The 21,150-nt window shown below is 70.2% G+C and carries 20 protein-coding genes, 5 tRNA genes and 1 rRNA gene; 9 read left to right on the forward strand and 17 right to left on the reverse strand.

Going from position 1 to position 21,150, the window contains the following annotated elements; translation table 11 throughout:
- Positions 1-88 (forward strand): 5S ribosomal RNA (gene rrf, locus ABH920_RS12230); the annotation flags it as partial.
- Positions 89-160: 72 nt separating this feature from the next.
- Here rrf and ABH920_RS12235 read toward each other — a convergent pair.
- The 9 genes from ABH920_RS12235 to ABH920_RS12275 form a co-directional block, all read right to left on the reverse strand.
- Positions 161-1,333 (reverse strand): serine hydrolase domain-containing protein, encoded by a 1,173-nt coding sequence (locus tag ABH920_RS12235; RefSeq protein ID WP_370349044.1) that lies wholly within the window; start codon positions 1,331-1,333, stop codon positions 161-163.
- 125 nt (positions 1,334-1,458) lie between these two features.
- Positions 1,459-1,532, reverse strand: a tRNA-Ala gene (locus ABH920_RS12240).
- A 59-nt stretch (positions 1,533-1,591) separates the two neighbouring features.
- Complete coding sequence (locus ABH920_RS12245) at positions 1,592-2,425, reverse strand: hypothetical protein (RefSeq protein WP_370349045.1); 834 nt, start codon at positions 2,423-2,425, stop codon at positions 1,592-1,594.
- Between the two features lie 150 nt (positions 2,426-2,575).
- Positions 2,576-3,286, reverse strand: coding sequence for a GNAT family N-acetyltransferase (locus tag ABH920_RS12250; RefSeq protein ID WP_370349046.1), 711 nt, complete (start codon positions 3,284-3,286; stop codon positions 2,576-2,578).
- 35 nt (positions 3,287-3,321) lie between these two features.
- Complete coding sequence (locus tag ABH920_RS12255) at positions 3,322-3,792, reverse strand: molybdenum cofactor biosynthesis protein B (protein WP_194919263.1); 471 nt, start codon at positions 3,790-3,792, stop codon at positions 3,322-3,324.
- A 122-nt stretch (positions 3,793-3,914) separates the two neighbouring features.
- Positions 3,915-3,988: transfer RNA gene (locus ABH920_RS12260), tRNA-Phe, on the reverse strand.
- A gap of 147 nt (positions 3,989-4,135) precedes the next feature.
- Positions 4,136-4,537, reverse strand: a complete 402-nt coding sequence (locus tag ABH920_RS12265) for a YccF domain-containing protein (RefSeq protein WP_370349047.1) — start codon at positions 4,535-4,537, stop codon at positions 4,136-4,138.
- Between the two features lie 184 nt (positions 4,538-4,721).
- Positions 4,722-4,796 (reverse strand) — tRNA-Asp (locus ABH920_RS12270).
- Between the two features lie 117 nt (positions 4,797-4,913).
- A tRNA-Glu gene (locus ABH920_RS12275) sits at positions 4,914-4,986 on the reverse strand.
- 196 nt (positions 4,987-5,182) lie between these two features.
- Here ABH920_RS12275 and ABH920_RS12280 point away from each other — a divergent pair.
- A tRNA-Lys gene (locus ABH920_RS12280) sits at positions 5,183-5,255 on the forward strand.
- A gap of 99 nt (positions 5,256-5,354) precedes the next feature.
- Here the strand turns inward: ABH920_RS12280 and ABH920_RS12285 are convergent.
- The gene (locus ABH920_RS12285) at positions 5,355-5,882 is read right to left on the reverse strand and encodes a hypothetical protein (RefSeq protein ID WP_370349048.1); all 528 of its coding nucleotides are present in this window, start codon (positions 5,880-5,882) and stop codon (positions 5,355-5,357) included.
- Between the two features lie 184 nt (positions 5,883-6,066).
- Here ABH920_RS12285 and ABH920_RS12290 point away from each other — a divergent pair, with 184 nt between their 5' ends.
- Together ABH920_RS12290 and ABH920_RS12295 are read left to right on the forward strand one after the other, a co-directional pair.
- The gene (locus ABH920_RS12290; protein WP_370349049.1) at positions 6,067-7,290 is read left to right on the forward strand and encodes an acyl-CoA thioesterase/BAAT N-terminal domain-containing protein; all 1,224 of its coding nucleotides are present in this window, start codon (positions 6,067-6,069) and stop codon (positions 7,288-7,290) included.
- A gap of 54 nt (positions 7,291-7,344) precedes the next feature.
- A complete protein-coding gene (locus ABH920_RS12295) occupies positions 7,345-7,755 on the forward strand; it encodes a cytidine deaminase (protein ID WP_370349050.1) in 411 nt (136 codons plus the stop codon).
- A 5-nt stretch (positions 7,756-7,760) separates the two neighbouring features.
- Here the strand turns inward: ABH920_RS12295 and sigJ are convergent, their stop codons facing one another.
- On the reverse strand, positions 7,761-8,699 hold the full coding sequence (sigJ, locus tag ABH920_RS12300) for an RNA polymerase sigma factor SigJ (protein WP_370349051.1): 939 nt from the start codon (positions 8,697-8,699) through the stop codon (positions 7,761-7,763).
- Between the two features lie 143 nt (positions 8,700-8,842).
- On the opposite strand from sigJ, the gene ABH920_RS12305 reads away from it, so the two are divergent.
- Positions 8,843-9,457 (forward strand): LUD domain-containing protein, encoded by a 615-nt coding sequence (locus ABH920_RS12305; RefSeq protein WP_370349052.1) that lies wholly within the window; start codon positions 8,843-8,845, stop codon positions 9,455-9,457.
- Between the two features lie 115 nt (positions 9,458-9,572).
- Positions 9,573-10,376 carry an SAM-dependent methyltransferase gene (locus ABH920_RS12310; RefSeq protein WP_370349053.1) on the forward strand — a complete coding sequence of 268 codons (804 nt, stop codon included), beginning with the start codon at positions 9,573-9,575 and terminating at the stop codon, positions 10,374-10,376.
- Between the two features lie 89 nt (positions 10,377-10,465).
- On the opposite strand, the gene ABH920_RS12315 is transcribed toward ABH920_RS12310, so the two are convergent.
- On the reverse strand, positions 10,466-11,074 hold the full coding sequence (locus ABH920_RS12315) for a helix-turn-helix domain-containing protein (protein WP_370349054.1): 609 nt from the start codon (positions 11,072-11,074) through the stop codon (positions 10,466-10,468).
- 89 nt (positions 11,075-11,163) lie between these two features.
- Between ABH920_RS12315 and ABH920_RS12320 the strand changes: the two genes are divergently transcribed.
- Complete coding sequence (locus tag ABH920_RS12320) at positions 11,164-12,816, forward strand: MFS transporter (protein ID WP_370349055.1); 1,653 nt, start codon at positions 11,164-11,166, stop codon at positions 12,814-12,816.
- A gap of 19 nt (positions 12,817-12,835) precedes the next feature.
- On the opposite strand, the gene ABH920_RS12325 is transcribed toward ABH920_RS12320, so the two are convergent.
- Positions 12,836-13,543 (reverse strand): SDR family NAD(P)-dependent oxidoreductase, encoded by a 708-nt coding sequence (locus ABH920_RS12325; RefSeq protein ID WP_370349056.1) that lies wholly within the window; start codon positions 13,541-13,543, stop codon positions 12,836-12,838.
- Between the two features lie 110 nt (positions 13,544-13,653).
- On the opposite strand from ABH920_RS12325, the gene ABH920_RS12330 reads away from it, so the two are divergent.
- Positions 13,654-14,454 carry a helix-turn-helix transcriptional regulator gene (locus tag ABH920_RS12330; RefSeq protein ID WP_370349057.1) on the forward strand — a complete coding sequence of 267 codons (801 nt, stop codon included), beginning with the start codon at positions 13,654-13,656 and terminating at the stop codon, positions 14,452-14,454.
- 26 nt (positions 14,455-14,480) lie between these two features.
- Here ABH920_RS12330 and ABH920_RS12335 read toward each other — a convergent pair whose 3' ends face one another.
- The gene (locus tag ABH920_RS12335; protein WP_370349058.1) at positions 14,481-15,053 is read right to left on the reverse strand and encodes a helix-turn-helix domain-containing protein; all 573 of its coding nucleotides are present in this window, start codon (positions 15,051-15,053) and stop codon (positions 14,481-14,483) included.
- A 98-nt stretch (positions 15,054-15,151) separates the two neighbouring features.
- Between ABH920_RS12335 and ABH920_RS12340 the strand changes: the two genes are divergently transcribed.
- Positions 15,152-15,859 (forward strand): class I SAM-dependent methyltransferase, encoded by a 708-nt coding sequence (locus ABH920_RS12340; RefSeq protein ID WP_370349059.1) that lies wholly within the window; start codon positions 15,152-15,154, stop codon positions 15,857-15,859.
- Here the strand turns inward: ABH920_RS12340 and ABH920_RS12345 are convergent.
- The 3 genes from ABH920_RS12345 to ABH920_RS12355 all read right to left on the reverse strand — a co-directional run bounded on the left by ABH920_RS12345 (position 15,856) and on the right by ABH920_RS12355 (position 21,112).
- Complete coding sequence (locus tag ABH920_RS12345; protein ID WP_370349060.1) at positions 15,856-16,707, reverse strand: hypothetical protein; 852 nt, start codon at positions 16,705-16,707, stop codon at positions 15,856-15,858. The genes ABH920_RS12340 and ABH920_RS12345 overlap by 4 nt on opposite strands.
- Positions 16,708-16,977: 270 nt before the next feature.
- Positions 16,978-19,029, reverse strand: a complete 2,052-nt coding sequence (locus ABH920_RS12350; protein ID WP_370349061.1) for a cell wall-binding repeat-containing protein — start codon at positions 19,027-19,029, stop codon at positions 16,978-16,980.
- 55 nt (positions 19,030-19,084) lie between these two features.
- Positions 19,085-21,112, reverse strand: coding sequence for a cell wall-binding repeat-containing protein (locus ABH920_RS12355; RefSeq protein WP_370349062.1), 2,028 nt, complete (start codon positions 21,110-21,112; stop codon positions 19,085-19,087).
- Positions 21,113-21,150 lie beyond the last annotated feature (38 nt).

Below are 21,150 nucleotides of genomic sequence, written 5' to 3' on the forward strand. Positions count from 1 at the left end.
CGGTCCCATTCCGAACCCGGAAGCTAAGCCCGCCAGCGCCGATGGTACTGCCAGGGGGACCTGGTGGGAGAGTAGGACGCGGCCGAACTAAATTTGGTACTCAGGCCCCGAACCTTTGGTTCGGGGCCTGAGTCGTTTTGGCGTGCCGTCGACGGCTCGGCTAACGGCTCAGCAGCGCACAGACCGCGTCTTCCTCGACCTTCCGCATCTGGTCGAAGAGCGTCTGGTCGCTGTTGGGAGTGATCTGCGCGTTCACCGAGAACGTCATCGAGTGCGTGCCGTCCGGCGAGGCCGCGGTGAACTGCGTGTACCCCGACGTGTTGCCGGTGTGTCCGTAGACGACTCCGCACCGGGTCGAGTAGCTGAAGATCCCGAGCCCGGCCGCGTTGGTGCCGGGCCCCGGCGGTTCGGAGCTGCCGGCGATGAACGTCAGCTGCGCCTGGCGCACGCTCTCTGGCAGCAGCCGGGGGCCCGCGTAGGCCGCGATGAACGTGTTCAGCTCTCTCGGTGTCGACACGATGCCTCCGGACGCCCAGGAGGCCGATGCGCTGTACTCCGTGCTGACGTCCTTCAGCACGCCGTCTCGGACTCCGTAGCCGTGCATGTAGAAGGGCGGCATCTTGTAGCCCTTCGGAAGGCTCGTTCTGTAGAGCCCGAGGCGGGTGTAGAGCAGAGCGTTCAACAGCTGCTCGTACGTCCGGCCGGTGGCGGCCGCGGTCATGAGCGCGACCGCGATGTTGTCGGAGTTGGAGTACTGATACTGCGTACCCGGTGGGAACCGCAGGGGCTGTGCGGCTGCGAAGGACAACAGCTGGCTCGGCGCGAACACGTGATGGGGATCCGCGATGAGCACGGCGTGGAACGCCGGCTCCGCCGAGTAGTCCGGGAGCCCGCTGGTGTGCTGCAACAGCTCGCGGAGTGTGACGCGGCCCCAGGCGGCCGGCAGCGTCGGGAGCCAGCGTGCGATGGTGTCGTCGAGCCCGAGCACTCCCCGCGCGGCGAGAGTCAGCGCCACGGCACCGCTGTAGGCCTTGGAGACGCTGGCGATGCGCATGGCGTCGTACTGCCCTGGAAGCCGTCCTGTAGCCAGATCTGCGACCCCTGCGCGGTAGACGCTTAGAGCGTTGTGACTCTTGAGGGTCACGATGACTCCAGGCGGCCCGCCGGGTTCGTGTACCAACGCTTCCAGTTCCTGCTGGAGACCGGGATTGTGGTGCGTTGCCGGTCTCGGGTTGCCGGCCGCTGTGGCCGTCGCGGTCGCTGTCGTGGCGGAGACCGCGACCAAGCCGGCAACGGCTGCGCAGGCCGCCACGAAACGGAGGTGTCCGAACATGGAGCAGATCTAGCCGGACGGCTCCCGGGACAAACGCACTGGTCCGGCCATGCAGTCATATGCAGTAGCGCGAAGAAACGCATTGGGGCCTTCCAGACTTCTCTGGAAGGCCCCAATGCGTTGTGTGGACCTGAGGAGATTTGAACTCCTGACCCCCTCGATGCGAACGAGGTGCGCTACCAGGCTGCGCCACAGGCCCTTCAACGAGTCTGAAATCTATCACATGGGCCGACTCGTTCTGAAACCCGTTTCCCAGCGCTAGCCGTTCGCCGCACGCCGGTACTCGTGCTGGGACTGCGCGGGGCGCCACACGGTGGATTCCGGCTCGCGCACCACCGCGTCGGCGGGCGCCACCTGGGGCGCCGGCGCGGACGTCCGCTGCTCGGCCTGGCGCTGCCGCTCCCGGCGCCGTTCGGCGACCAGGGCGGCCTGGCGGCGGCGGAAGCGCTCGCGGGCACGCTGCTTCTCGTCCCGGCGGATGTAGACCACGTAGCCGGAGAACAGCGCGGCCGGGGCCAGCATGGCCCAGATGTAGTCCAGGCCCAGGAACGTGCTCACGACGGCGCCCAGGGTCGCCAGCGTGAACAGCGCGGCGACCACGCGGCGGCGGCGCATCAGGAGCACGCCGCGGCGCCGGGCGGCGGTCGCGGCCGTCGACGCCGGGGACGGCTTGGCGGCGGGCTTGGCGACCTTCGCGGCCGGCTGCTGGTGGTGCGGCAGGTGCGCGGTGACACCCTTGCGGGGCTGCGCGGCCGCGGCCGGCTTCGGCTTGAGCGCGGGCTTCTGCTTGACGCTCTCGACGGAGGCTGGCGTCGGCAGGACAGCGGTCTTGCGCGGCGCGGGCTTCTCCGGCGTGCTTCCGTCGCCGGCGCGCGGGCCGGGAGCGCCGTCGGTGCCGGTGGCCGCCAGCGACTCCTCGGCGAGCACCTTCTTCTCGAAGCGTTCGCTGCGGCCGAGGGTGCGGATGGCAGCGGCGTATCGCGCCTTCTCGCGCGCCTCGTTCAGCTGCTCTTCTCTGCGCAGCCACACTGGGACGAGGTACACGGCCCAGGCGCCGACGATTCCCGCGTAGATGAGGCCGCTACTGCTCACAACACAGCACAGTAGAGGGGCCGACGATCATCAAGGCGCATTCTGTCGGCGTGTCGTTGAGGTTGTGACGAGACTGTTGTGACAGATGGGGCCAGTTGATCAGTCTAGGGTGTCCGCTGTTCCCCCATCAAGCACGCTCCACACCATTTGTCACCCTGTCGGAGTAGAGCCGGTGCTCGAAAGAGTGACGTGCCAGCGGGCGAGCAGCCCGTCGGGCACCTCCTCGGCGGTCAGCGCGAACGCCTCGTGGTCGCGCCAGTCGCCGTCGATGTGCAGATACGCGCGGCGCAGCCCCTCGGAGCGGAAGCCGAGCTTGTGGACCACGCGCAGGCTCGCCGCGTTCTCCGGCCGGATGCAGACCTCGATCCGGTGCATGCCGGCGGCCCGGAAGCAGTGGTCGACGGCCAGGGCGACGGCGGTCGGGGTGATGCCGCGGCCGGCGACGGTCTCGTCGACCCAGTAGCCGACGTTGGCCGAGCGCAGCGAGCCCCAGGTGATGCTGGAGACGGTGAGCTGGCCGACCAGGCGGTGCACGGCCGGCGCGGCCGGCTTGCCGGCGGGGCGGCGTCCGCGGCGGGAGTGCCCGGACAGCTCATAGTCGGCGAGCTCGTCGTCCGGCAGGTCGCTCGGGTCCGGGGGCTCGGCGTAGTCGATGGCGAACGGCAGCATCCGACCGGCCAGCGCCTCGGTGCGCAGCCGCCGCACCATCTGCCGGAAGGTGATCCGCCCGCTGGTGTCGCCGGGCGGCACGGTGGCCTCCCAGCGGGTCAGCCAGCTCCGGTTCCGCTCCTTGAGCTCGCGCCACGCCGGGGCGTCGGACAGCGCCAGCGGGCGCAGCCGTACCGGTCCGTCGGCCAGCACAGCGGGCCAGGCCGCGCCCCACCCGGCGGGCCGGTTCAGTGGTCGCCCCCGTGCAGCTGGTCGAGCGCGTGCCCGAGGATCCGCCCGAGCACCGCCATGCCGTCGCGCACGCCGCCGGGCGAGCCGGGCAGGTTGACGATGAGAGTGTTGCCGGCGACCCCGGCCGTGCCCCGCGACAACGCCGCGGTCGGCACCTTCGGCAGCCCCTCGGCGCGGATCGCCTCGGCGATCCCCGGCACCTCGTAGTCGAGCACCCGCCGCGTCATCTCCGGGGTCTGATCCGTCGGCGAGATGCCGGTCCCTCCGGTGGTGACGATCGCGTCGTACCCGAGCGAGAGCATCCGCCGCAGCGCGGCCTCCACCGGCGCCCCGTCGGGCACCACCTCGGGGCCCGCGGCCGCGAACCCGAGCTCGGTCAGCCGCTCCACGATGATCGGGCCCGTGGTGTCGGCGTACACGCCCTGCGCCGCACGGTTGGACACCGTCACGACCATCGCGCGCCGCATCGCGTTCCCCCTGTTCGGTTGAGTGTCGCCCGCCAACGGTACTCACTTTCCTCGCCGAGGGAAGCTGGAAACGAAAGAACCCCGCCGGTCACCCGACGGGGTTCTGCAGTCGTACTCCGAGGTGGCCAGGGGCGGGGTCGAACCGCCGACCTTCCGATTTTCAGTCGGACGCTCGTACCAACTGAGCTACCTGGCCCTACCGCGAAAGCGTCCGGTCTCCCGGACACCTCGAACAGCATACCGGATGGCGGGGGGTGCCTCCCACCGAGTTCGGCGGACCCGTTCGGCGGTACCGGCTACAGCTGTACGAGGGCGGCGCGGCGGCAGCCTCGCGGCAGCGCGGTCAGCGGTATCCGTACCGGTAGTCGGCCTGCTGGGTGGTGACGATCTCCTTGCCGAGCGGGGCCAGCGAGACCGGGATGAGCTTGAAGTTCGCGATGCCCAGCGGGATGCCGATCACGGTCAGGCAGAGCAGCACACCGGTCACCGCGTGACCGATGGCCAGCCACAAGCCCGCGACGATGAACCAGATGACGTTCCCGATGAACGACATGGCACCGGCAGTCGGCTTGGAGACGATGGTCCGCCCGAAGGGCCACAGCGCGTAGTTCGCGATGCGGAACGAGGCCAGCCCCCAGGGGATGGTGATGATCAGCACGCAGCAGATGATCCCGGCCACCACGTAGCCCAAGGCCATCCAGAACCCGCAGAGCACCAGCCAGATGATGTTCAGGATGAAGCGCATGTCTCCCCGTTTCCCCTCGCGCAGGCAGTTCGAACGGTGAACGGTTGAGCTGATCACCGGGTTCCATCATGCCGAAGGCCTGCGGCACGGACCGGCGATGCAGACCGGCGGTTGTAGGCCGCTCGGGTGGCCGCCACCGGCACACGGAACGCAGAAAAGCCGCCTTGCGGCGGCTCTTCGTGTGCGGTCCCGACGGGATTTGAACCCGCGGCCTCCACCTTGACAGGGTGGCGAGCACTCCTAGCTGCTCCACGGGACCTTGTATGTACTTGTCTTGCTTTGCTTCACCAGTTCGGCCGATTCCCCGACCGCCCGCTAGAGCATATCGGATTACCGCCCCGGTTCATAACCGCCTCCGGGCCCAACTGGTACCGCGTACCCCCAACGGGATTCGAACCCGTGTTACCGCCTTGAAAGGGCGGCGTCCTAGGCCTCTAGACGATGGGGGCTGGTCTGCCCTCAACGTCCATCCGTCCGTCGGGGACGAGTTGAAGCATAGAGCACGATCAGCCCGGGAGCCAAAATGATTAGCGGGTACCCGCGGCGCGTCCACCCGGCGAGCGACCCGTGAGCGAACCCGTAACCGGTTCTGCTAACGACGACCGACCCGCTACCCTGGTACGCGACACACGCCAGAGCGTGTGTGGGGCGCTAGCTCAATTGGCAGAGTAGCGGGCTTTTAACCCGTGGGTTGTGGGTTCGAGTCCCACGCGCCCTACGAACATGTTTGCGGGCGCCTCCGATTCGGGGGCGCCTTTTTGCTGGTCGGGGTGGTGCGGGGGCGGGAGCGGCGACCGGAGCTGATGGCGGATCCGGCTCACACCGCGGCGATGGGGTTCGGCTGGGCAACAGGCTCCGGGAAGTGGAGTGCCAGTCGTTCGAAGGCGGCGACCGAGTCCTTGTCGCTCACCGGATCGCCCAGCTCATCGGCCAGCCAGTCTCGGATCTTCGGGAAGCCACTGTCGCTGTTCCAGAACCGGACGTGCCAGTTGATCAGCTTGTCCAGGAAGTCGACGGCATCGGGCTTGTCCTTGGGCCGGCGGTGCCTGTCGGTCATGCTGCTCCGCCCGCCTTCTATCCGTTCGAAGCTCCAAAGGAGCGTGAAGTATGCGCGGCGGACGTCACCCACGTCGTGTCCGGGTGACGCCGCGTCGGTGAACGTCACAGTGCCCAGCAGGGCGCGGGCGTCGGCGACCAGGCCGGTGGTCAGATCGGTGTGCAGGGCGCGGGCGAGTTCGAAGTCTTCGCGTCGGTGCTGGACGCGGGCCTGGAGCGCTGTGAAACCGGCGGCTCCGAGTGCGACGATCGCCCCCAGCGCGCTGCCGTAATCCCCGAGGTTCGACATGCGGGGCAGTCAACCATCTCAGGGTCCTGAGGTAAATCCGGTCGGCCGGTTCGTCGGAGTCGTGCCGAACGGTGATCGGCGGCGGTGGCCTGGTTATCCTGGCGCACAAGGCGGGGTCGGTGGGGGCCGCGATAGGCGAATACGGGGGAAGCTTGTGAACAGCCGGTCTGTTCGGGTGGCGGCGGTGGCCGCGATCGCGGGGGTTCTGATCGCCGGGTGTGGTGGCGGCGGAAGTGGTTCGGCGCAGGGGGCGGTGTCTGGGGGCGGGCTCCGGTTCAGCGTGAGTGCTGCTTCGCCCGGGGTTTACGATCCGGTGGATGTGCGGCTGTCCGGGCTCAAGCCTGGCGCGGCTGTCACCATCACGTCCGACAGTGCGGATTTTGATGAGGTCCACTGGCATGGCAGCGGCCAGTTCCAGGCGGATGCGTCGGGTGTGGTGGATGTGGCCAAGCAGCCTTCGACGGCGGGCACCTATACCGGTGTGGACGAGATGGGCTTGCTGTGGTCCATGGATGCGCCGCAGCCTGCCGACAGTTCTGCCGTCTACTTCGGTAGCAACTGTTCCGCGCCGTTCGTGGTCACGCTGACGGCGGTTGTCGGCAAAGCCTCGGCCACCACGACTCTGACCCGCCTGTGGCAGGTCCCGGGCGTCACCACCACGGCGCTCTCGGTGGCGGCGGATGGCTTCGAGGGCAGGCTGGCCATGCCGTCGTCCGGGGGCGGTACCCGGCCGGCGGTGCTGCTCTTCGGCGGGTCCGAGGGCGGGAATCTCGAGACCTGCCGGGCGGAGATGCTGGCGGAGAAGGGGTTTCCGGCTCTGGCCGTGGGTTATTTCGGCGAGCCTGGTACGCCCAAGACGCTGAACGACATCCCGATCGAGTACTTCGCGAAGGCGGCCAAGTACCTCGCCGGCCAACCCGGTGTCGATCGCGGTCACATCATCGTGCTGAGTCTGTCGCGGGGGTCTGAGGCGGCGCTGCTTCTGGCGCAGAACTACCCCGATCTCATTCACGGCGCGATCGTCATGGCGCCGAGCGCCCAGGTCGGCCCGGGGTTTCCGACGGGTCCCCACGGATGGACCCTGGGCGGTGTCGGGCTGCCCACGGACGAGACGATCCCGGTCGACAAGATCAGCGGTCCGGTTCTGGCGCTCACGGGAGTCGATGACAAACTCTGGGGATCGTTCATTTGGGCCCCGCAGATCATGAGGGAACTCGATGCCGCCCACAACCCGTTCCCGCACAAGGCCGTGCTCTATCCGAATGCGGGACACGACATGGTCGACGACCCGTGGATGCCGGGGATAGGGCACCTCGACGAGCGTGGCGGCACGCGTCCGGGGAATGTCGCCGCCGCGAGTGAATCGTGGGACCAGATCCTCAGCTTTCTGCGAGGGCTGCCGCGCTGACCGTCGGCGTAAATGTGGCCGGGCAGCGGCCGGAGAGGTAGTACCTTCCACGCAGTGATCACTGTGTCGAACGACGACCTCATCGCCGCCGCCCAAGCCGTCGTCCATCCGCATCGGGTCGGTGACCGGCTGTTCGGTGACGTCGGTGCGGCGTTGGTTACCGAGGACGGCAACGTCTACGCGGGTGTGTGCATCGATACCGGGTCGGGCACCGGGTTCTGTGCGGAGGCCGCGGCGATCGGGGCTATGGTCACCGCTCGTGAGTACCGCATCGCGCGGATCGTTGCGGTTTGGCGTGACGACGACGGGGTCTGGGTGGTTCTGCCGCCGTGCGGACGGTGCCGGGAGTTCATTCGTCAGATCGACTGGGCGAACATCGATACCGAGGTGATTCTGGGACGCGGGCGGACGGCGCTTCTGCGGGAGCTGCTGCCCGCTCACGAGTGGCCCGGGCCGCTTGACTGATGCGGTCAGGCGGCTTGCCATGGGCGGATCTTCTCGGGGTTTGCCACTGCCCAGATGTGCCGGATGCGTCCGTCCACGACTTCGAACGCGAACACGCTCAGGGTGCGGCCGTCCTGCTGTGCGACCAGTCCGGGTTGTCCGTTGACCGTGTACTCCACGAACATCGCGCGGTCTGCCACCGCGTACGCGAGCTTGGCGTAGGCGTGGGCGATCTCCACGCCGCCCACGATGGGCTCCGGGTGCGTGGGGACGAAACCGCCGCCGTCGGCGGTGGCTGTGGCTTCGGGGTCGAGGAGGCCGATCAGCGCGTCGATGTCCTGGGTCGCCCACGCCGCCTTGAAGTCGCGGACGATGGCGGCCTGGTCGGCGCTGGGGCCGGCCGGTGTTCGTGCGGTGCGGATGCGGCGGCGTGCGGAGGAGGCCAGTTGGCGGCAGGCTGCCGGGCTGCGGCCGATGACCTCGGCGACTTCGCTGAAGGGGTAGCGGTAGACGTCGTGCAGGACGAAGGCGACGCGCTCGGCCGGGGTCATCGCGTCCAGGACCACCAGGAAGGCCATCGTCACCGACTCGTCGAAGGTCACCCGGTCGGCCGGGTCGCCTCCGACGGCGGCGCGGGGTCCGGCGACCCACTCCGTGGGCTCGGGCAGGGGCTCCGGGATCCACTCGCCGACGTACGTCTCCCGCCGGGCCCGTGCCGAGGCCAGCAGGTTCAGGCAGATGCGGCCGGCGACCGTGGTCAGCCAGGCGCCGGGCGACGCGATCTCCTGCTGCTCCCGCGCGGACAGGGCGTACCAGCGGGCGTACGCCTCCTGGACGACGTCCTCCGCGTCGGCGAGGGAGCCGAGGAGGCGGTAGCCGATGTTGATCAGCGAACGCCGCTCGCTCATGAGCGCGCTCACGGCGGGGTCGAGTCCGCCGCGGCCCGGCTCGGATCGCGTGGTCATGGTCCCTCACCTCCTCGGTCGTGTGTGTCGCTACGTCTCCACCTATATCGACAAGACAGCGTGGTGGATTGTGAGGTCGGTCCACCTCACATTTCATGCGGCTGTCTTGTCGAAGTGGTGAGACCTCAAGACAGGAGACCGCCATGAGTGAGTCGTTCGCCACCCCGGCGAGCCCGGACCAGCTGGACCGGGCCGCTGCCGCGCTGCGCGACCACGGCTTCGTCGTCGAAGTGCTCGACGACGTCGCCGCGGCCCGGGTGCGCATCGCGGAGCTGATACCCGAGCAGGCCACCGTCTTCACCGGCGCCAGTGAGACCCTGCGGCGGTCCGGCATCGACGACGACATCAACGCCGGCGGCCGGTACGACGCCGTGCGGCCGCGCGTGCTGGCCGCCGACCGTGCCACCGAGGCCGACGCGATCCGCAGGATGACCGCCAGTCCCGACTACGTCGTGAACAGCGTCGCCGCGGTCACCGAGACCGGCTCGCTGGTTCTGGCCTCGGGCACCGGCAGTCAGCTGCCGGCCAGCGCGGGTGGCGCCGCGCACGCGATCTGGGTCGTCGGCGCGCAGAAGGTGGTGCCCGACCTGGCGGCGGCGCTGCGCCGAGTCGAGGAACACTGCCTGCCGCTGGAGAGCGCGCGCACGATGCGGGCGTACGAATCGCCCAGCATGGTGAGCCGCATGCTCGTACTCAACAGAGAGCTGATCCCGGGACGCGGAACCGTGCTGCTCCTGCGCGAGGCCATCGGATTCTGACCGTCTGACGTCAGAGTACGATGTGCCAGCGAACCGCGGTCCGGCTCACCGCCGGCGTCGAGATCGAGGGGGCCGGCCGGTGTCGGAACTGCCGCAGCACAATGTCGTGAGCCCCGTGAGCGAGGGGTGGGCGCCGCCCGAGGTGGACACCTCGATCGCCCATCCGGCGCGCATGTACAACTACTTCCTCAAGGGCAAGGACAACTACCCCGTCGACCGGGCCGCCGCGGGCAAGGTCCTGGAGTTCTATCCCGAGGCGTTCGCGATGGCGCAGGCGAACCGCGAGTTCCTGGGGCGCGCGGTGCGGTTCCTGGCCGCCGCGGGGATCCGGCAGTTCCTGGACATCGGCACCGGCATCCCGGGGCCCGGCGGGACCGGCGAGGTCGCGCACGCCGTGGCGCCGGGCTCGCACGTGGTGTGCGTCGACAACGACCCGATCGTGCTGGCGCACTCGCGGGCGCTGCTGGTCCGGCCGGACCTGGCGCCGACCACGATCGTCCAGGCCGACCTGCGCCGCCCCGAGGAGATCCTGAACCACCCCGAGGTGCGCGCCGCGCTCGACTTCGACCGGCCGGTGGCGCTGATGCTGGTGGCGGTCCTGCACTTCGTGACGGACGCCGAGGATCCGCGCGGGATCCTCGACCGGCTGCTGAAGGCGCTGCCCTCCGGCAGCTACCTGGCGATCTCGCACGTCACCGACGACTTCGACTCCGAGCGGGCCCGGGCGACCGCGGCGGCGTACGACAAGGCCACGGCGCCGATCGTGCTGCGGCCGCAGGCGGCGGTCGAAGAGTTCTTCGACGGTCTGGAGTTGGTCGAGCCGGGTGTCGCGCACCTGCCCTGGTGGCGGCCGGACGGAGAGCCGCCGGAGGGGTCCGAGCGGATCTGGTACTACTGCGGGGTCGCGCGCAAGCCCTGAGCTGACGGGATGCCGAGCCGACCGGACCCTGAACCGGCCGCCGACGTCCGGCGCAGGGACAGCCGATGTCCTGGCCCCTCGTGCGCTGACTACCGACTCACCGCCCGGACATGAGCGCGCTCGCCCTGCCGCCCGATGAGGCTCAGGTACTCGACGGGCCCGGCCGCGGTGGCCCCGAACCAGTGCGGGGTCCGGGTGTCGAACTCCGCGACCTCGCCGGGCTTGAGCAGCAGGTCGTGTTCCCCGAGGACCAGCCGGAGCGTCCCGTTCAGCACATAGACCCAGTCGAACCCCTCGTGCGTCCGCAGGTCCGGGGCGTCGTCGTCCCGGCCGGCCGGCCGCACGAACTTGTACGCCTGGATCCCGCCGGGCCTGCGGGTCAGCGGCAGGATCACCGAGCCGTCGTCGCAGGAGATGGGCCGCAGGTTGAGGCGGGGGTCGCCGGTCGGCGGCGCGTCGACGAGCTCGTCGAGGGTGACGCCGTGCGCGCGGGCCAGCGGTAGCAGCTGCTCCAGGGTCGGCCGGCGCAGGCCGGCTTCGAGGCGGGACAGGGTGCTGGCCGAGATGCCGGTCTGCTTCGCCAGGTCGGTGAGGGTGACGTCGCTGCGCTGGCGCAGGCGTTTCAGCCTCGGTCCGACGGCGTCCAGCGTGCGGTCGATGTCGTCGTGGTCCTCAGGACCCTCGGGATTCTCCTCCATGACTCCATTTTGCCATTCGGCAAGAAGGTTTGCGTTTCGGTGACACGGTCCGCACTCTGACGGCGTACCGCTCGCGAAGGGAAACGCTCATGCCGACCAACCGGTCCCCTCAGACCTCCGGCCTCGATACGGCCGTCCTAGACCCGCGGCAGCGCCGCACGATCCTCGCCGCCGTCTGCATCGCTCTGATGGCGGTCATCGCCTCGGTGTCCGGACTGAGCGTCGCGCAGCCGGAGCTGTCCGCATCGTTCGGTGCCTCGCAGACCGAGGTCCTGTGGATCATCAACATCTACACCATCACCCTGGCCGCGCTGCTGCTGCCGCTCGGCGCGCTCGGCGATCGCTGGGGCCGCAAGCCGATGCTGCTGGCCGGCCTGCTCACCTTCGGCGTGGCCAGCGCGGCGGCCGGTCTGGCCGGCTCGCCGGAGGTCATGCTCGGCGCCCGCTTCCTGAGCGGCGTCGGCGCGGCGATGATCATGCCGGTCACGCTCGCGGTCATCACCTCGACCTTCCCCGAGGCCGAGCGCGCCAAGGCGATCGGCGTATGGACCGGTGTGGCCGGAGGCGGCGGCATCCTCGGGATGTTCCTGTCCGCCGCCCTCGTCGACCTGGCCAGCTGGCGGTGGCTGTTCGTGCTGCCGGTCGCGCTCGTCGTGGTGGCCGGCGCGATGACGCTGCGGTCGGTGCCGAACTCCCGCGAGGTGCCGACGCACCGCTTCGACCTGGTCGGCGCGCTGACCTCGATGGTCGCGGTGGTCGGGCTGGTCTACTTCCTGCATGAGGGCCCGGCCAGCGGCTGGACCGCGCCCGCGACGCTGCTGAGCGCGCTGGTCGGAGTGGTCGCCGGGGTCGGGTTCGTGGTCTGGGAACTGCGCAGCGCGGCTCCCCTGCTCGACGTCCGCCTGTTCCGCCAGCGCGGCCTGGCTGGCGGTTCGGTGTCGCTGCTGGCCGTGTTCGGGGTGCAGGCGGGCATCTTCGTGGTCCTGTTCCCGTTCTTCCAGGCCGTGCTCGGCTGGTCGGGCCTGGAATCCACGCTGGGCCTGATGCCGATGGCGCTGCTGATGATGGCCGCCTCGGGCCTGGCCCCGCAGCTCGCGCCGCGCGTCGGCAGCCGCGCGACGATGGCCGTCGGCATCCTGCTGAGCAGCGGCGGGCTGGTGCTCATGGCCGCGATGGTGTCCGTCGGCGGCGGCTACCTCTCGATCCTGCCCGGCATGCTCGCGATGGGGCTCGGCATGGGCCTGACGATGACGCCCGCAACCGAGGCCATCACGAGCTCGCTGCCGCGCGAGAAGCAGGGCGTCGGCTCGGCGCTGAACGACGTGACCCGGGAGTTCGGGACGGCGCTCGGCATCGCGCTGCTCGGTGCGCTGGTGACCACCGGCTACCGGAGGGCCATCGGTTCGCGGCTCCACGCGGTCCCGGCCCAGGTCGCCGACACCGCTCGCCAGGGCGTCGCGAACGCCCTCGCCGCCGCGCACGAGGCCGGGCCGCAGGCGCACGCGGTGGCCGTCGCCGCGCGCGAGTCGTTCGTGAGCGGTTGGCAGCACGCGATGTGGGCCGGTGCGGTGGTGATGGCGATCGTGGGCGTGGTCATCCTGGTGCCGGGCTCGCGGCGGCCGGCGCACCAGCAGCCGGAGCCGCACCTGGAGCCGCAGCTGGAATCGCAGCCGGAATCGCAGCCGCAGCCCTCAAACAGCGATGCCTCGGCGAATGAGGAGCTCATCGCCGAGGCGCGGTGAACCGGCCACGAGCCGCCGGCTACCAGGGCAGAGCGGCCTTGTCCCAGTTGATGAAGGACCCTGTGACGGTGTCGTCCGGGGACAGCGCGAGCCGGACGGCTGCGGCGGCAGCCTCGGACGGGTCCCCTCCGTTCGCCGACGCAGCGTTGAGGCCGGTGCGCCGTAGTCCGGGCGCCAGGGAGTTGACCGCAATCCCGTCGCCAGCCAGGCTCTGCGCGTAAAGGACAGTCAGGGCATTGAGCGCGGTCTTCGAGGCCCGGTAGGAGGCATAAGCGCCCTGGTACTTCGCCATCTCCCCAGTCGCCAGGGCCAGCGAGCCGGTGCCGCTGGAGATGTTGACGATCCGGGGCCGCGCGGAGCGTCGCAGCGCAGGCAGGAACGCGTTCGTCACCGTGACCACGCCGAAGACGTTCGTCTCGAAGACAGCGCGGAAGGCGTCGGCGTTCTCATCCTGCGCGGGACGGCCCTCGGACGGCGAGACACCGGCGTTGTTGACCAGGATGTCGAGGACTTCGACCTGCTTCGCCGCCGCAGCGACGCTCGCCGCATCCGTGACATCCACGACCAGCGGCCGAGCATCCGCGCCGATGTCCGCCGCCGCTTCCTGAGCGCGGTCGGCGGTTCGGGACCCGACGTGGACGGTGAGGCCGGCCTCGGCCAGCTGGCGGGCGATTTCCTTGCCGATCCCCTGGCTGGCGCCGGTGACCAGTGCGATCAATTGAGTCATGGCTTCAGACTCACTCGCCTCCGAGGGAGCAGCCAGGGACAATTAGTACCAGCGAGTGACGCCGTGGCGAGTTGCGAGCTGCCGGCAAGCGCAGAGGGAGGTGAGCCGCGATGGCCAGAGACGAACTGGCGCGCTTCCTGCGTGACCGCCGGGAGCAGCTCCACGCGCCCTCCACAGTCACCGCACCTCAGCGCCGCACTCCGGGCCTGCGCCGCGAAGAGGTCGCCGACCTGGCGAACATGTCGCTGGACTACTACGTCCGCCTGGAGCAGGCCCGAGGCCCGCGCCCCTCGCCGCAGATCCTCGAAGCCCTGGCCGGCGCCCTCCGCCTGGAACCGGCCGAGCGCATCCACCTGTTCGCCCTCGCCGGCCAGAACCTGCCCTCTCCCGAGAACCCGCCCCGCGAGGTCACGCCGCACGTGACCGACCTCCTCCGGCGCCTCCCCCTCGCCGCGGCCCTGGTCACCTCCGCCGCCTACGACGTCGTGGCCTTCAACCCCCTGGCCCAGGCCCTCTTCGGCGACCTGGACACCCGCCCCAACCTGGCCCGCCGCCGCTTCCTCGACCGCGAACAGGTCCTCACCGACGGCCACGAGGACTTCGCCGAGATCGCCGTCTCCCGCCTTCGCGCGTCCGCCGACCGCTACCCCCGCAGCCAGCACCTCCGCGACCTCCTGGCGCAGCTCAGCGCGGGCAGCGCGGAGTTCCGCGACCTGTGGGCCGGCAAGCAGGTCCGCCTCCCCGGACACCGCACCAAGTCGATGTTGCACCCGGAGCTCGGCCTGCTGCGCGTGAACTGCGACGTGATCCCGATCGCGGACGCCGACCAGCAGATCGTGTTCATCACGCCCGACCCCGATACCCCCAGCGCCGACGCGCTGAGCTGGCTGGCGCGCGCAGCGGTGTCTTAGTGGCCTGACGCGTCGCTATGCACGCTTCAGGCAGTACGCACCTTGAGATGCGCACGCTCTCCCTGCTTCCCGAACAGGATCAGCAGCTCGACGGTCCGGTCGCCGTCCGCCCCGAGCCAGTGCGGCACCTGGGTGTCGAACTCGGCGGCCTCGCCCGGCTTGAGCACCAGGTCCTGGTCGCCGAGCACGAGGCGCAGCCGGCCGGCGATGACGTAGAGCCACTCGAATCCCTCGTGGGTCTTCGGCTCCGGCTCGGTGTCGGGCCGCGGCGGGATGAGGAGCTTGTGGGCCTGGACGCCGCCGGGATGGCTGAGCGGGATGTGCGTCATGCCGTGGCGGGTCACCGGCCGCAGGTGGATGCGCGGGTCGCCGGTGCGGGGCGCGCCGACGAGGTCGTCGAGCGGGACGGCGTAGACCTCGGCGAGGGGGAGCAGGAGCTCCAGCGTCGGTTTGCGGGTGCCGTTCTCCAGCCGGGACAGGGTGCTCTCGTTGACGCCGGTGTGCTCGGCGAGCTCGGCGAGCGTCATTCCGCGACGGTGGCGCAGGTCGCGCAGGCGGGGGCCGACGGCGTCCAGGATGTGCTGCTTGGTGTTCGCCATGGCTCCAGATTGCTGAAAAGGCACGAAGGATTGCAAGTTCGGCAGGGCGCGGCGCAAGGTCGACGGTGACGGACCACGCTGCGAAAAGGAGACCTCAGGTGCACAGCGACCTTGATACCGATACCGACTCCGCGACCTTCTGGGAGGCGCACTACGCGCGGCTGAACGCCAACTGGGGCACCAAGCCCAACGTGGTGCTGAAGGACCTCGTCACGACCTTCGCCCCGACCCCGGGCGCGGCGCTGGACCTGGGCTGCGGCCACGGCGGCGACGCGATCTGGCTCGCCGGCCTGGGGTGGGACGTCACGGCCGTCGACGTCTCGCAGACCGCGCTGGACCGCGTCGCCGAGTGCGCCTGGGCGGTCAGCGTGGCCGACCGGGTCCACCCTGTCCGCAACGACCTGGCCGAGAGCTTCCCCTCGGGCGACTTCGATCTGGTCTGCGCGACGTACTTCCACACGCCGCTTGAGTTCCCGCGCACCGAGGTGCTGCGTCGGGCGGCGCACGCGGTGGCGCCGAACGGTCTGCTGATCGTGGTGGAGCACGCGTCGGTGGCGCCGTGGTCGTGGCAGGCGGGTCAGGACGTGCGGTTCCCCACGCCGGCGGAGGTGCTGGCGTCGCTGCGGCTCGATGAGGGATGGCGCGCCGAGCGGTGTGACGCGCCGCGGCGCACGGCCACCAACCCGCAGGGGCAGACGGCGACGGTCACCGAGAACATCATCGTGGTGCGGCGCCTTGCGACGCCGGACCTGGGCCCGAACCAGATCCAGAACCCGAACCCGAACCCGAACCCGAACCAGGTCTAGGACAACCGGGTCGCGGTGTAGTTCTTGAACAGGATGTACGTGTCGATGATGTCCGAGGGCGCGCTCTCGATCGAGCGGTAGATGCCCCACTTGGGCCGCACGTACGACGTGTTCGCGGGGATGACCACGTTCTTCTCGCTGCCCTTCATGTAGACGGGAGAACTCGGGTCGGTCCCGTCGAGCAGCGCGAAGGTGGCCGCACCCCGCTGGCCGATGGTCAGCGTCCACTGCACCGTGACCCACTTGTCCCGCAGCGGTGCGAGGCGGCCGGCGGCGATGTCGGGCGCTCCGGGGGTGCCGTACGCCCTCGCGTTGATCATCTCCGTCCCGCCTGAACCGCGCGTCAGGTCGAGCGTGCACCAGGGGCCGGCGTCGGGGTCGACGGTCTTGGTCTGGAAGATGTGCGTGAAGCGGCTGGTGCCGTGCAGCGTCGAGGGCATGTACATGGCGTACTCGATCTGCCAGGTCTGGCCGTTCAGCATCTTGAAGGCCGTGCCGTTCTGCACCATGCCCTTGACCTCGGTGCGCTGGCGGTCGTTGTTGCCGGTGGTGTCGAGGTCGTCGTGCCAGATGTTCAGCCGGTAGTGGTCGGCGTCCTCGACCAGGACGTACGTGCGGTTCGGGTGCCGGTGGCCCCGGTCGGCCTCGACGCCCTCGAACGCGTTGAGCTTGTCCACGGCCGGGACCGGATGCCACAGCGGCGTCGCCGCGGGCCGCGATCCGGTGGCCCAGGCGGGTGCTTCGCCGAGCGCGGCGAGTGCGGCCGGTGCGGCGATCGAGGAGACCGCCAGGGAGCGGATGACTGTGCGCCTGCTCATGATCGTGGGGCGACGGGTGGGGTCTGTCATGATCACGATTCCTTCCGTCTCAAGGGCGAGGAGAGGCTTCACGGTGGGTTCGCGCGGGCGCGACGTGATGTCTCATACATCTGATATCTCATCAGGTTAGTTAAGTTTCCTAACTCTGTAAATACTCGAATCCGGCCTCTGGGGGAACGCCGAAGGCGCGCCCGGAGCGATCCTGTGGGGATCGTCCGAGCGCGCCCTCGGCGTGTCAGTGTGCGTCGATTACTCGACGAATCGACTCATCGACTACGAACTCATCGGCTGTGTCATCGACTACGGCAGCGCCGGAGCGTCCCGGTCGACCGCCGACTCCCAGGCACCGGACCCGAACGCGTTGTTCGCGATCGCGCCGAGCGCGCCGTTGCTCACCACCGAGGTCCCGCCGAACACGACGAGCCCCTTCAGGTGCGCGCCGCTCACCACCGCGGCCTGCGAACCCGGGGTGCCGGCGGCGTCCGCGAGCAGCAGCGGGCCGCCCTGGTTGCCGATCAGCGCGCCGCCGGACAGCGCGTCCGGCCAGTTGCCCGCGGTGGCGACGCCGACCATCGAGTAGCGTCCGGCCGCGCCGGAGCCGAACAACGGCGAGGCGGCGACCTTGGCCGCGGTCTCGTAGCGGTTCGCGCCGGCCAGCGGCGTGACGCCGGTCCAGGACGGGAACGCCGCCGCGACCGCCTTCACCGCCTGGCCGCCGACCGCGTAGACGCGCTGGACGTGCGGGTCGATCTGCTTCAGGTAGTCCGCGGTCTCCTTCGGCATCGATGTGCCGTCCGTGAGCACCACCACGCCGCCGTTGAGGGCGTTGGACTCGCCCGGCCCGGTGTAGCGCTCCTGCCCGGCCGCGACACCGGCGGCCAGCGCGTCCGGGTAGTCGACGCCGGTGGCGACCAGCACCGAGCCGGTCTGGTGCGGGGTCCCGCTGATGTCCTCCGCGATCGCCACGGCGGTCCCGTAGCGGTTGTCGCCGGCGACCCGCTCGACGTTGTAGCCGAGCGCGGTCAGACGGTTCGCCACCGCCGGGCTCAGCGCCGCGGTCCCGCCGAGGACGAACACCGTCGAGTGCGGCTGCAGAATGCGGGTGAGCTCGCTCTCGACGCCCTTGTCCAGCGACGCCGTCGGGGTGAGCAGCAGCGGGCCGTTCTCCTGGATGGCCAGCGCGGTACCGCCGAGCGCGTCGGCGAAGGTGTCGCTGCGGGCCAGGACCGCGGAGGAGGCCTTGCGCCCGCTGCCGTCCTTGTCGTCGTAGGTCCACTTCGACGCCGCGATCGACGTGGCGATCCGGTCGCCGCCGCCGACGCGGTCGGCGACCGGCCGGGCGCCGAAGTTCGCCGAGCCGTCCACCCAGTCCACGAACTGCACCGGCATGGTGTTCGGCTTGGTGCCGACGATCGTGGCGACCGTGTGCGGGGCCTGGTTCGGCCGGTCCGGGACGGTCTGGATGGTCGAGGTCCAGGTGTCGTTCCCGGGGCTGGTCTGCACGGAGGACGTGTCCGCGTAGACCAGGCTGCCGGACGCGCCGTAGGCGAGTGCCTGCATCGTGTGGGTCGCCGCCAGGCGGACCGTGGGGTGCATGATGTCGTCGCTGTTCACCGGATCGACGAACAGCGTGTCGGCCGGCTGGGTGGAGCCGGGCTGGGCCAGTTGGTAGTCCATCGCGTACCGGGTGCCGTCGGGCGAGATCGCCGAGGGCGTGAAGTTGCTCCCCCCGGTCGGTACGGGCAGCAGGTCGCCGGGGCGGTGGATCGCGTAGCCGCCGTACTGGGCCGGCGAGCGGCCCGAGCAGACGCGGACGAAGTAGATGTAGCCGTTGTGCGTGGTCTGCGGCGAGGTGTCCTTGCAGTTGCCCGAGTCGGTGAACGCGACGGTCGGGGTGCCGGAGCCGTCGGCCTTTGTCTGGAAGATCTGGCCGTTCGCGGAATAGTAGACGAGCTTGCCGTCCGGCGACCAGGCCAGGCTGGTCCGGTAGGTGTCGTCGATCACGCCGACGACCTTGTGCGCGCCGCTGCCGTCCGCGGCGGACACCCACAGTGCCGACCCGCCGCTGCCGCCGGCCGCGAACGCGGCGTGCGATCCGTCCGGCGAGTACTTGAGGCCGAACACGGCCATCGTGCCCGGGTCGTAGCCGCCGCCGCTCGGGGTGATGGCGTGCTGGTCGGAGCCGTCGGCGTTGACGACCGACCAGCCCGGGCCGGTGCCGCCGAAGGCGATGAACGAGTTCTGATAGGCCGGAGCCGCCTGCGCCGCGGGCTGCGACACGGCCAGCATCCCGCCGACCGCTGCCGCCGCTACTGCGGCCGCGCCCAGGCGGACGCGCATACGTGAGGTCATTTCTTGCCGATCCCTATAAGCAGACGAGATAAGGAGACGAGAGGAGGATTCAGGACTACTTGAGCGCAGGAGCCTGGCGGTTCAAGCCCGCGTCCCAGCCGCCCGCACCGAACGCGGTGTTCGCCGTCGCGTTCAGCACCGCGCCGGAGACCACGGACGTGCCGCCGAACACCGCGATCCCGCCGAGTCCAGGCGTACCCAGGACACTGGCTTCCTGCGCGGTCAGACCGTTGGGCCCGGCCAGCAGCAGCGGCCCGTGCTGCAGCCCGATCAGCGCACCGCCGGACAGCGCGTCCGGCCAGTTCGCAGCCGTCGCGATCCCGACCTCGTGCAGTGTCGGACCGAACATCGAGTGCGTCGCGACCTGGTAGGCGGTCTGGTAGCGGTCGGCGCCGGCCAGCGGTGTGGTCAGGCCCTTCCACTGCGGGAACGCCTTGGCCACGGCGGCGGTCGCCTGGCCGCCGACGGTGTAGACGTGCGTCTTGGCCGGGTCGAGCTTGGCCAGGTAGGCCTGGGTCCAGGGCAGCAGGCCGGTGCCGTCGGAGAGCATCACGACGCCCAGGCCGTTCGGGTCCTGAGCCGCCGCCGCGCCGGCGGCCAGCGCGTCGGGGTAGTCCAGACCGGTCGCGACGAACACCGAGTGCGGGGCGGAAACCGGGACCCGCACGCCGGCCCGCCAGCTGAAGCCGGTGATCTGGTCGGCGATGGCCTGCGCGGTGCCGTAGCGGTCGTCGGCGTAGGCCTTGCCGTCGCCGGCCACCCGCACCGGCGTGAAGCCCAGCGCTCCGACCTCGGTGTCGATCTCGGTGCTCAGCGCCCTGGTGCCGCCGAGGATGTAGACGTTCGCACCGCGCGGCAGGATGCGGGTCAGCTCCGCGCCGACCCGCGGGTCGAGCGCGGTGGTGCCGGTCATGAACAGCGGGCCGTCCTTCTCGGCCGCCAGCGCGTTGCCCGCGAGGGCGTCGGCGAACAGGTCCGAGCGGGTGATGACGGCGCTGGCCGCCTGACGGCCGCCGGTGCCGGTGGTGTCGAAGGACCACTGGGAGGCCTTGACCGAGGTGTCGACGCGGTCGGCACCGCCGATCCGGTCGGCGACGGGGCGGGCCGGGGCGGTGCTCGGGCCGTTCTGCCAGCTGGCCTCGGCGCCGATGGTGGTGTTGGTCGCGATGGGCACCAGCGGGGAGTCAGCCTTGACGGCGACCTTGTTCAGCACGTTGATCTGCGTCGAGGGACCCATGGGCGCGCTGGGCTTGCTGGTCCAGGTGAGCAGGCTCGCTCCGTCCGGGGACCAGGTGATCGAGCCGAAGACGTTCGCGGCGCTGATCTGGATCGGGGCGCCGCCGGCGGCCGGGATGATGTTCAGACCGGTGCCGCTGGGTCCGGCGTTCGAGATGTAGGCGATCCACTTGCCGTCGGGGGAGTAGGCGATGGACGACTGCGGCCGAAAGCCCAGCTGGCGCAGCGAGGTCGCGCCCGGGTCCAGGGCCACGGGGACCGCGAAGGAGGACCCCGCGCAGACTTCTGCGAACGCGACGAGGCCGTTCGGCGCCACGGTCGGCGAATACGACACGCAGTTGGTCTGCCCGGGCAGTACGGACAGTCCCGAACCATCGACGTCGACCACGTTGACCTGGCCGGTGTCGTACGGCTGCGTCTTGTCCCCGACGAAGTAGATCTTCGTGGCGTCGGGGGACCACGCCAGGTTCCGCAGGTGGGCGAACGCGGCGACACGGTGCGCGTTCGCGCCGGACGCGTCGGCGATCCACAGCTCGGCCCTCGCGCTGGAGTCGGTGGGCGTCGCCCGGAGCACCAGGACGAACGCGACCTTCGTGCCGTCCGGCGAATACTCGACCTGCGACACCACGCCGGCATCGGTGTACCCGCCACCTGTTGGGGTCACCGCGTGGGCGTTGGAGCCGTCGGCGTCGGCCTCGGTCCAGCCAGTAGTGCTGTCGACCCAGATGATGTGGCCGTTGACATGCTGTGCGGCCGCCTGCGCGGCGGTCGACGGCAACGCCATGACCCCGGCGGCTGCGGCGAGCACGCCGACCGAGGCCAGCACGCGGGACTTGCGTCGAGACATGGAGGATCCCCCTGTTGATGGACTTGAGGGGATCTTGG

The organism is Catenulispora sp. EB89 (genome assembly GCF_041261445.1).
Taxonomy (GTDB): domain Bacteria; phylum Actinomycetota; class Actinomycetes; order Streptomycetales; family Catenulisporaceae; genus Catenulispora.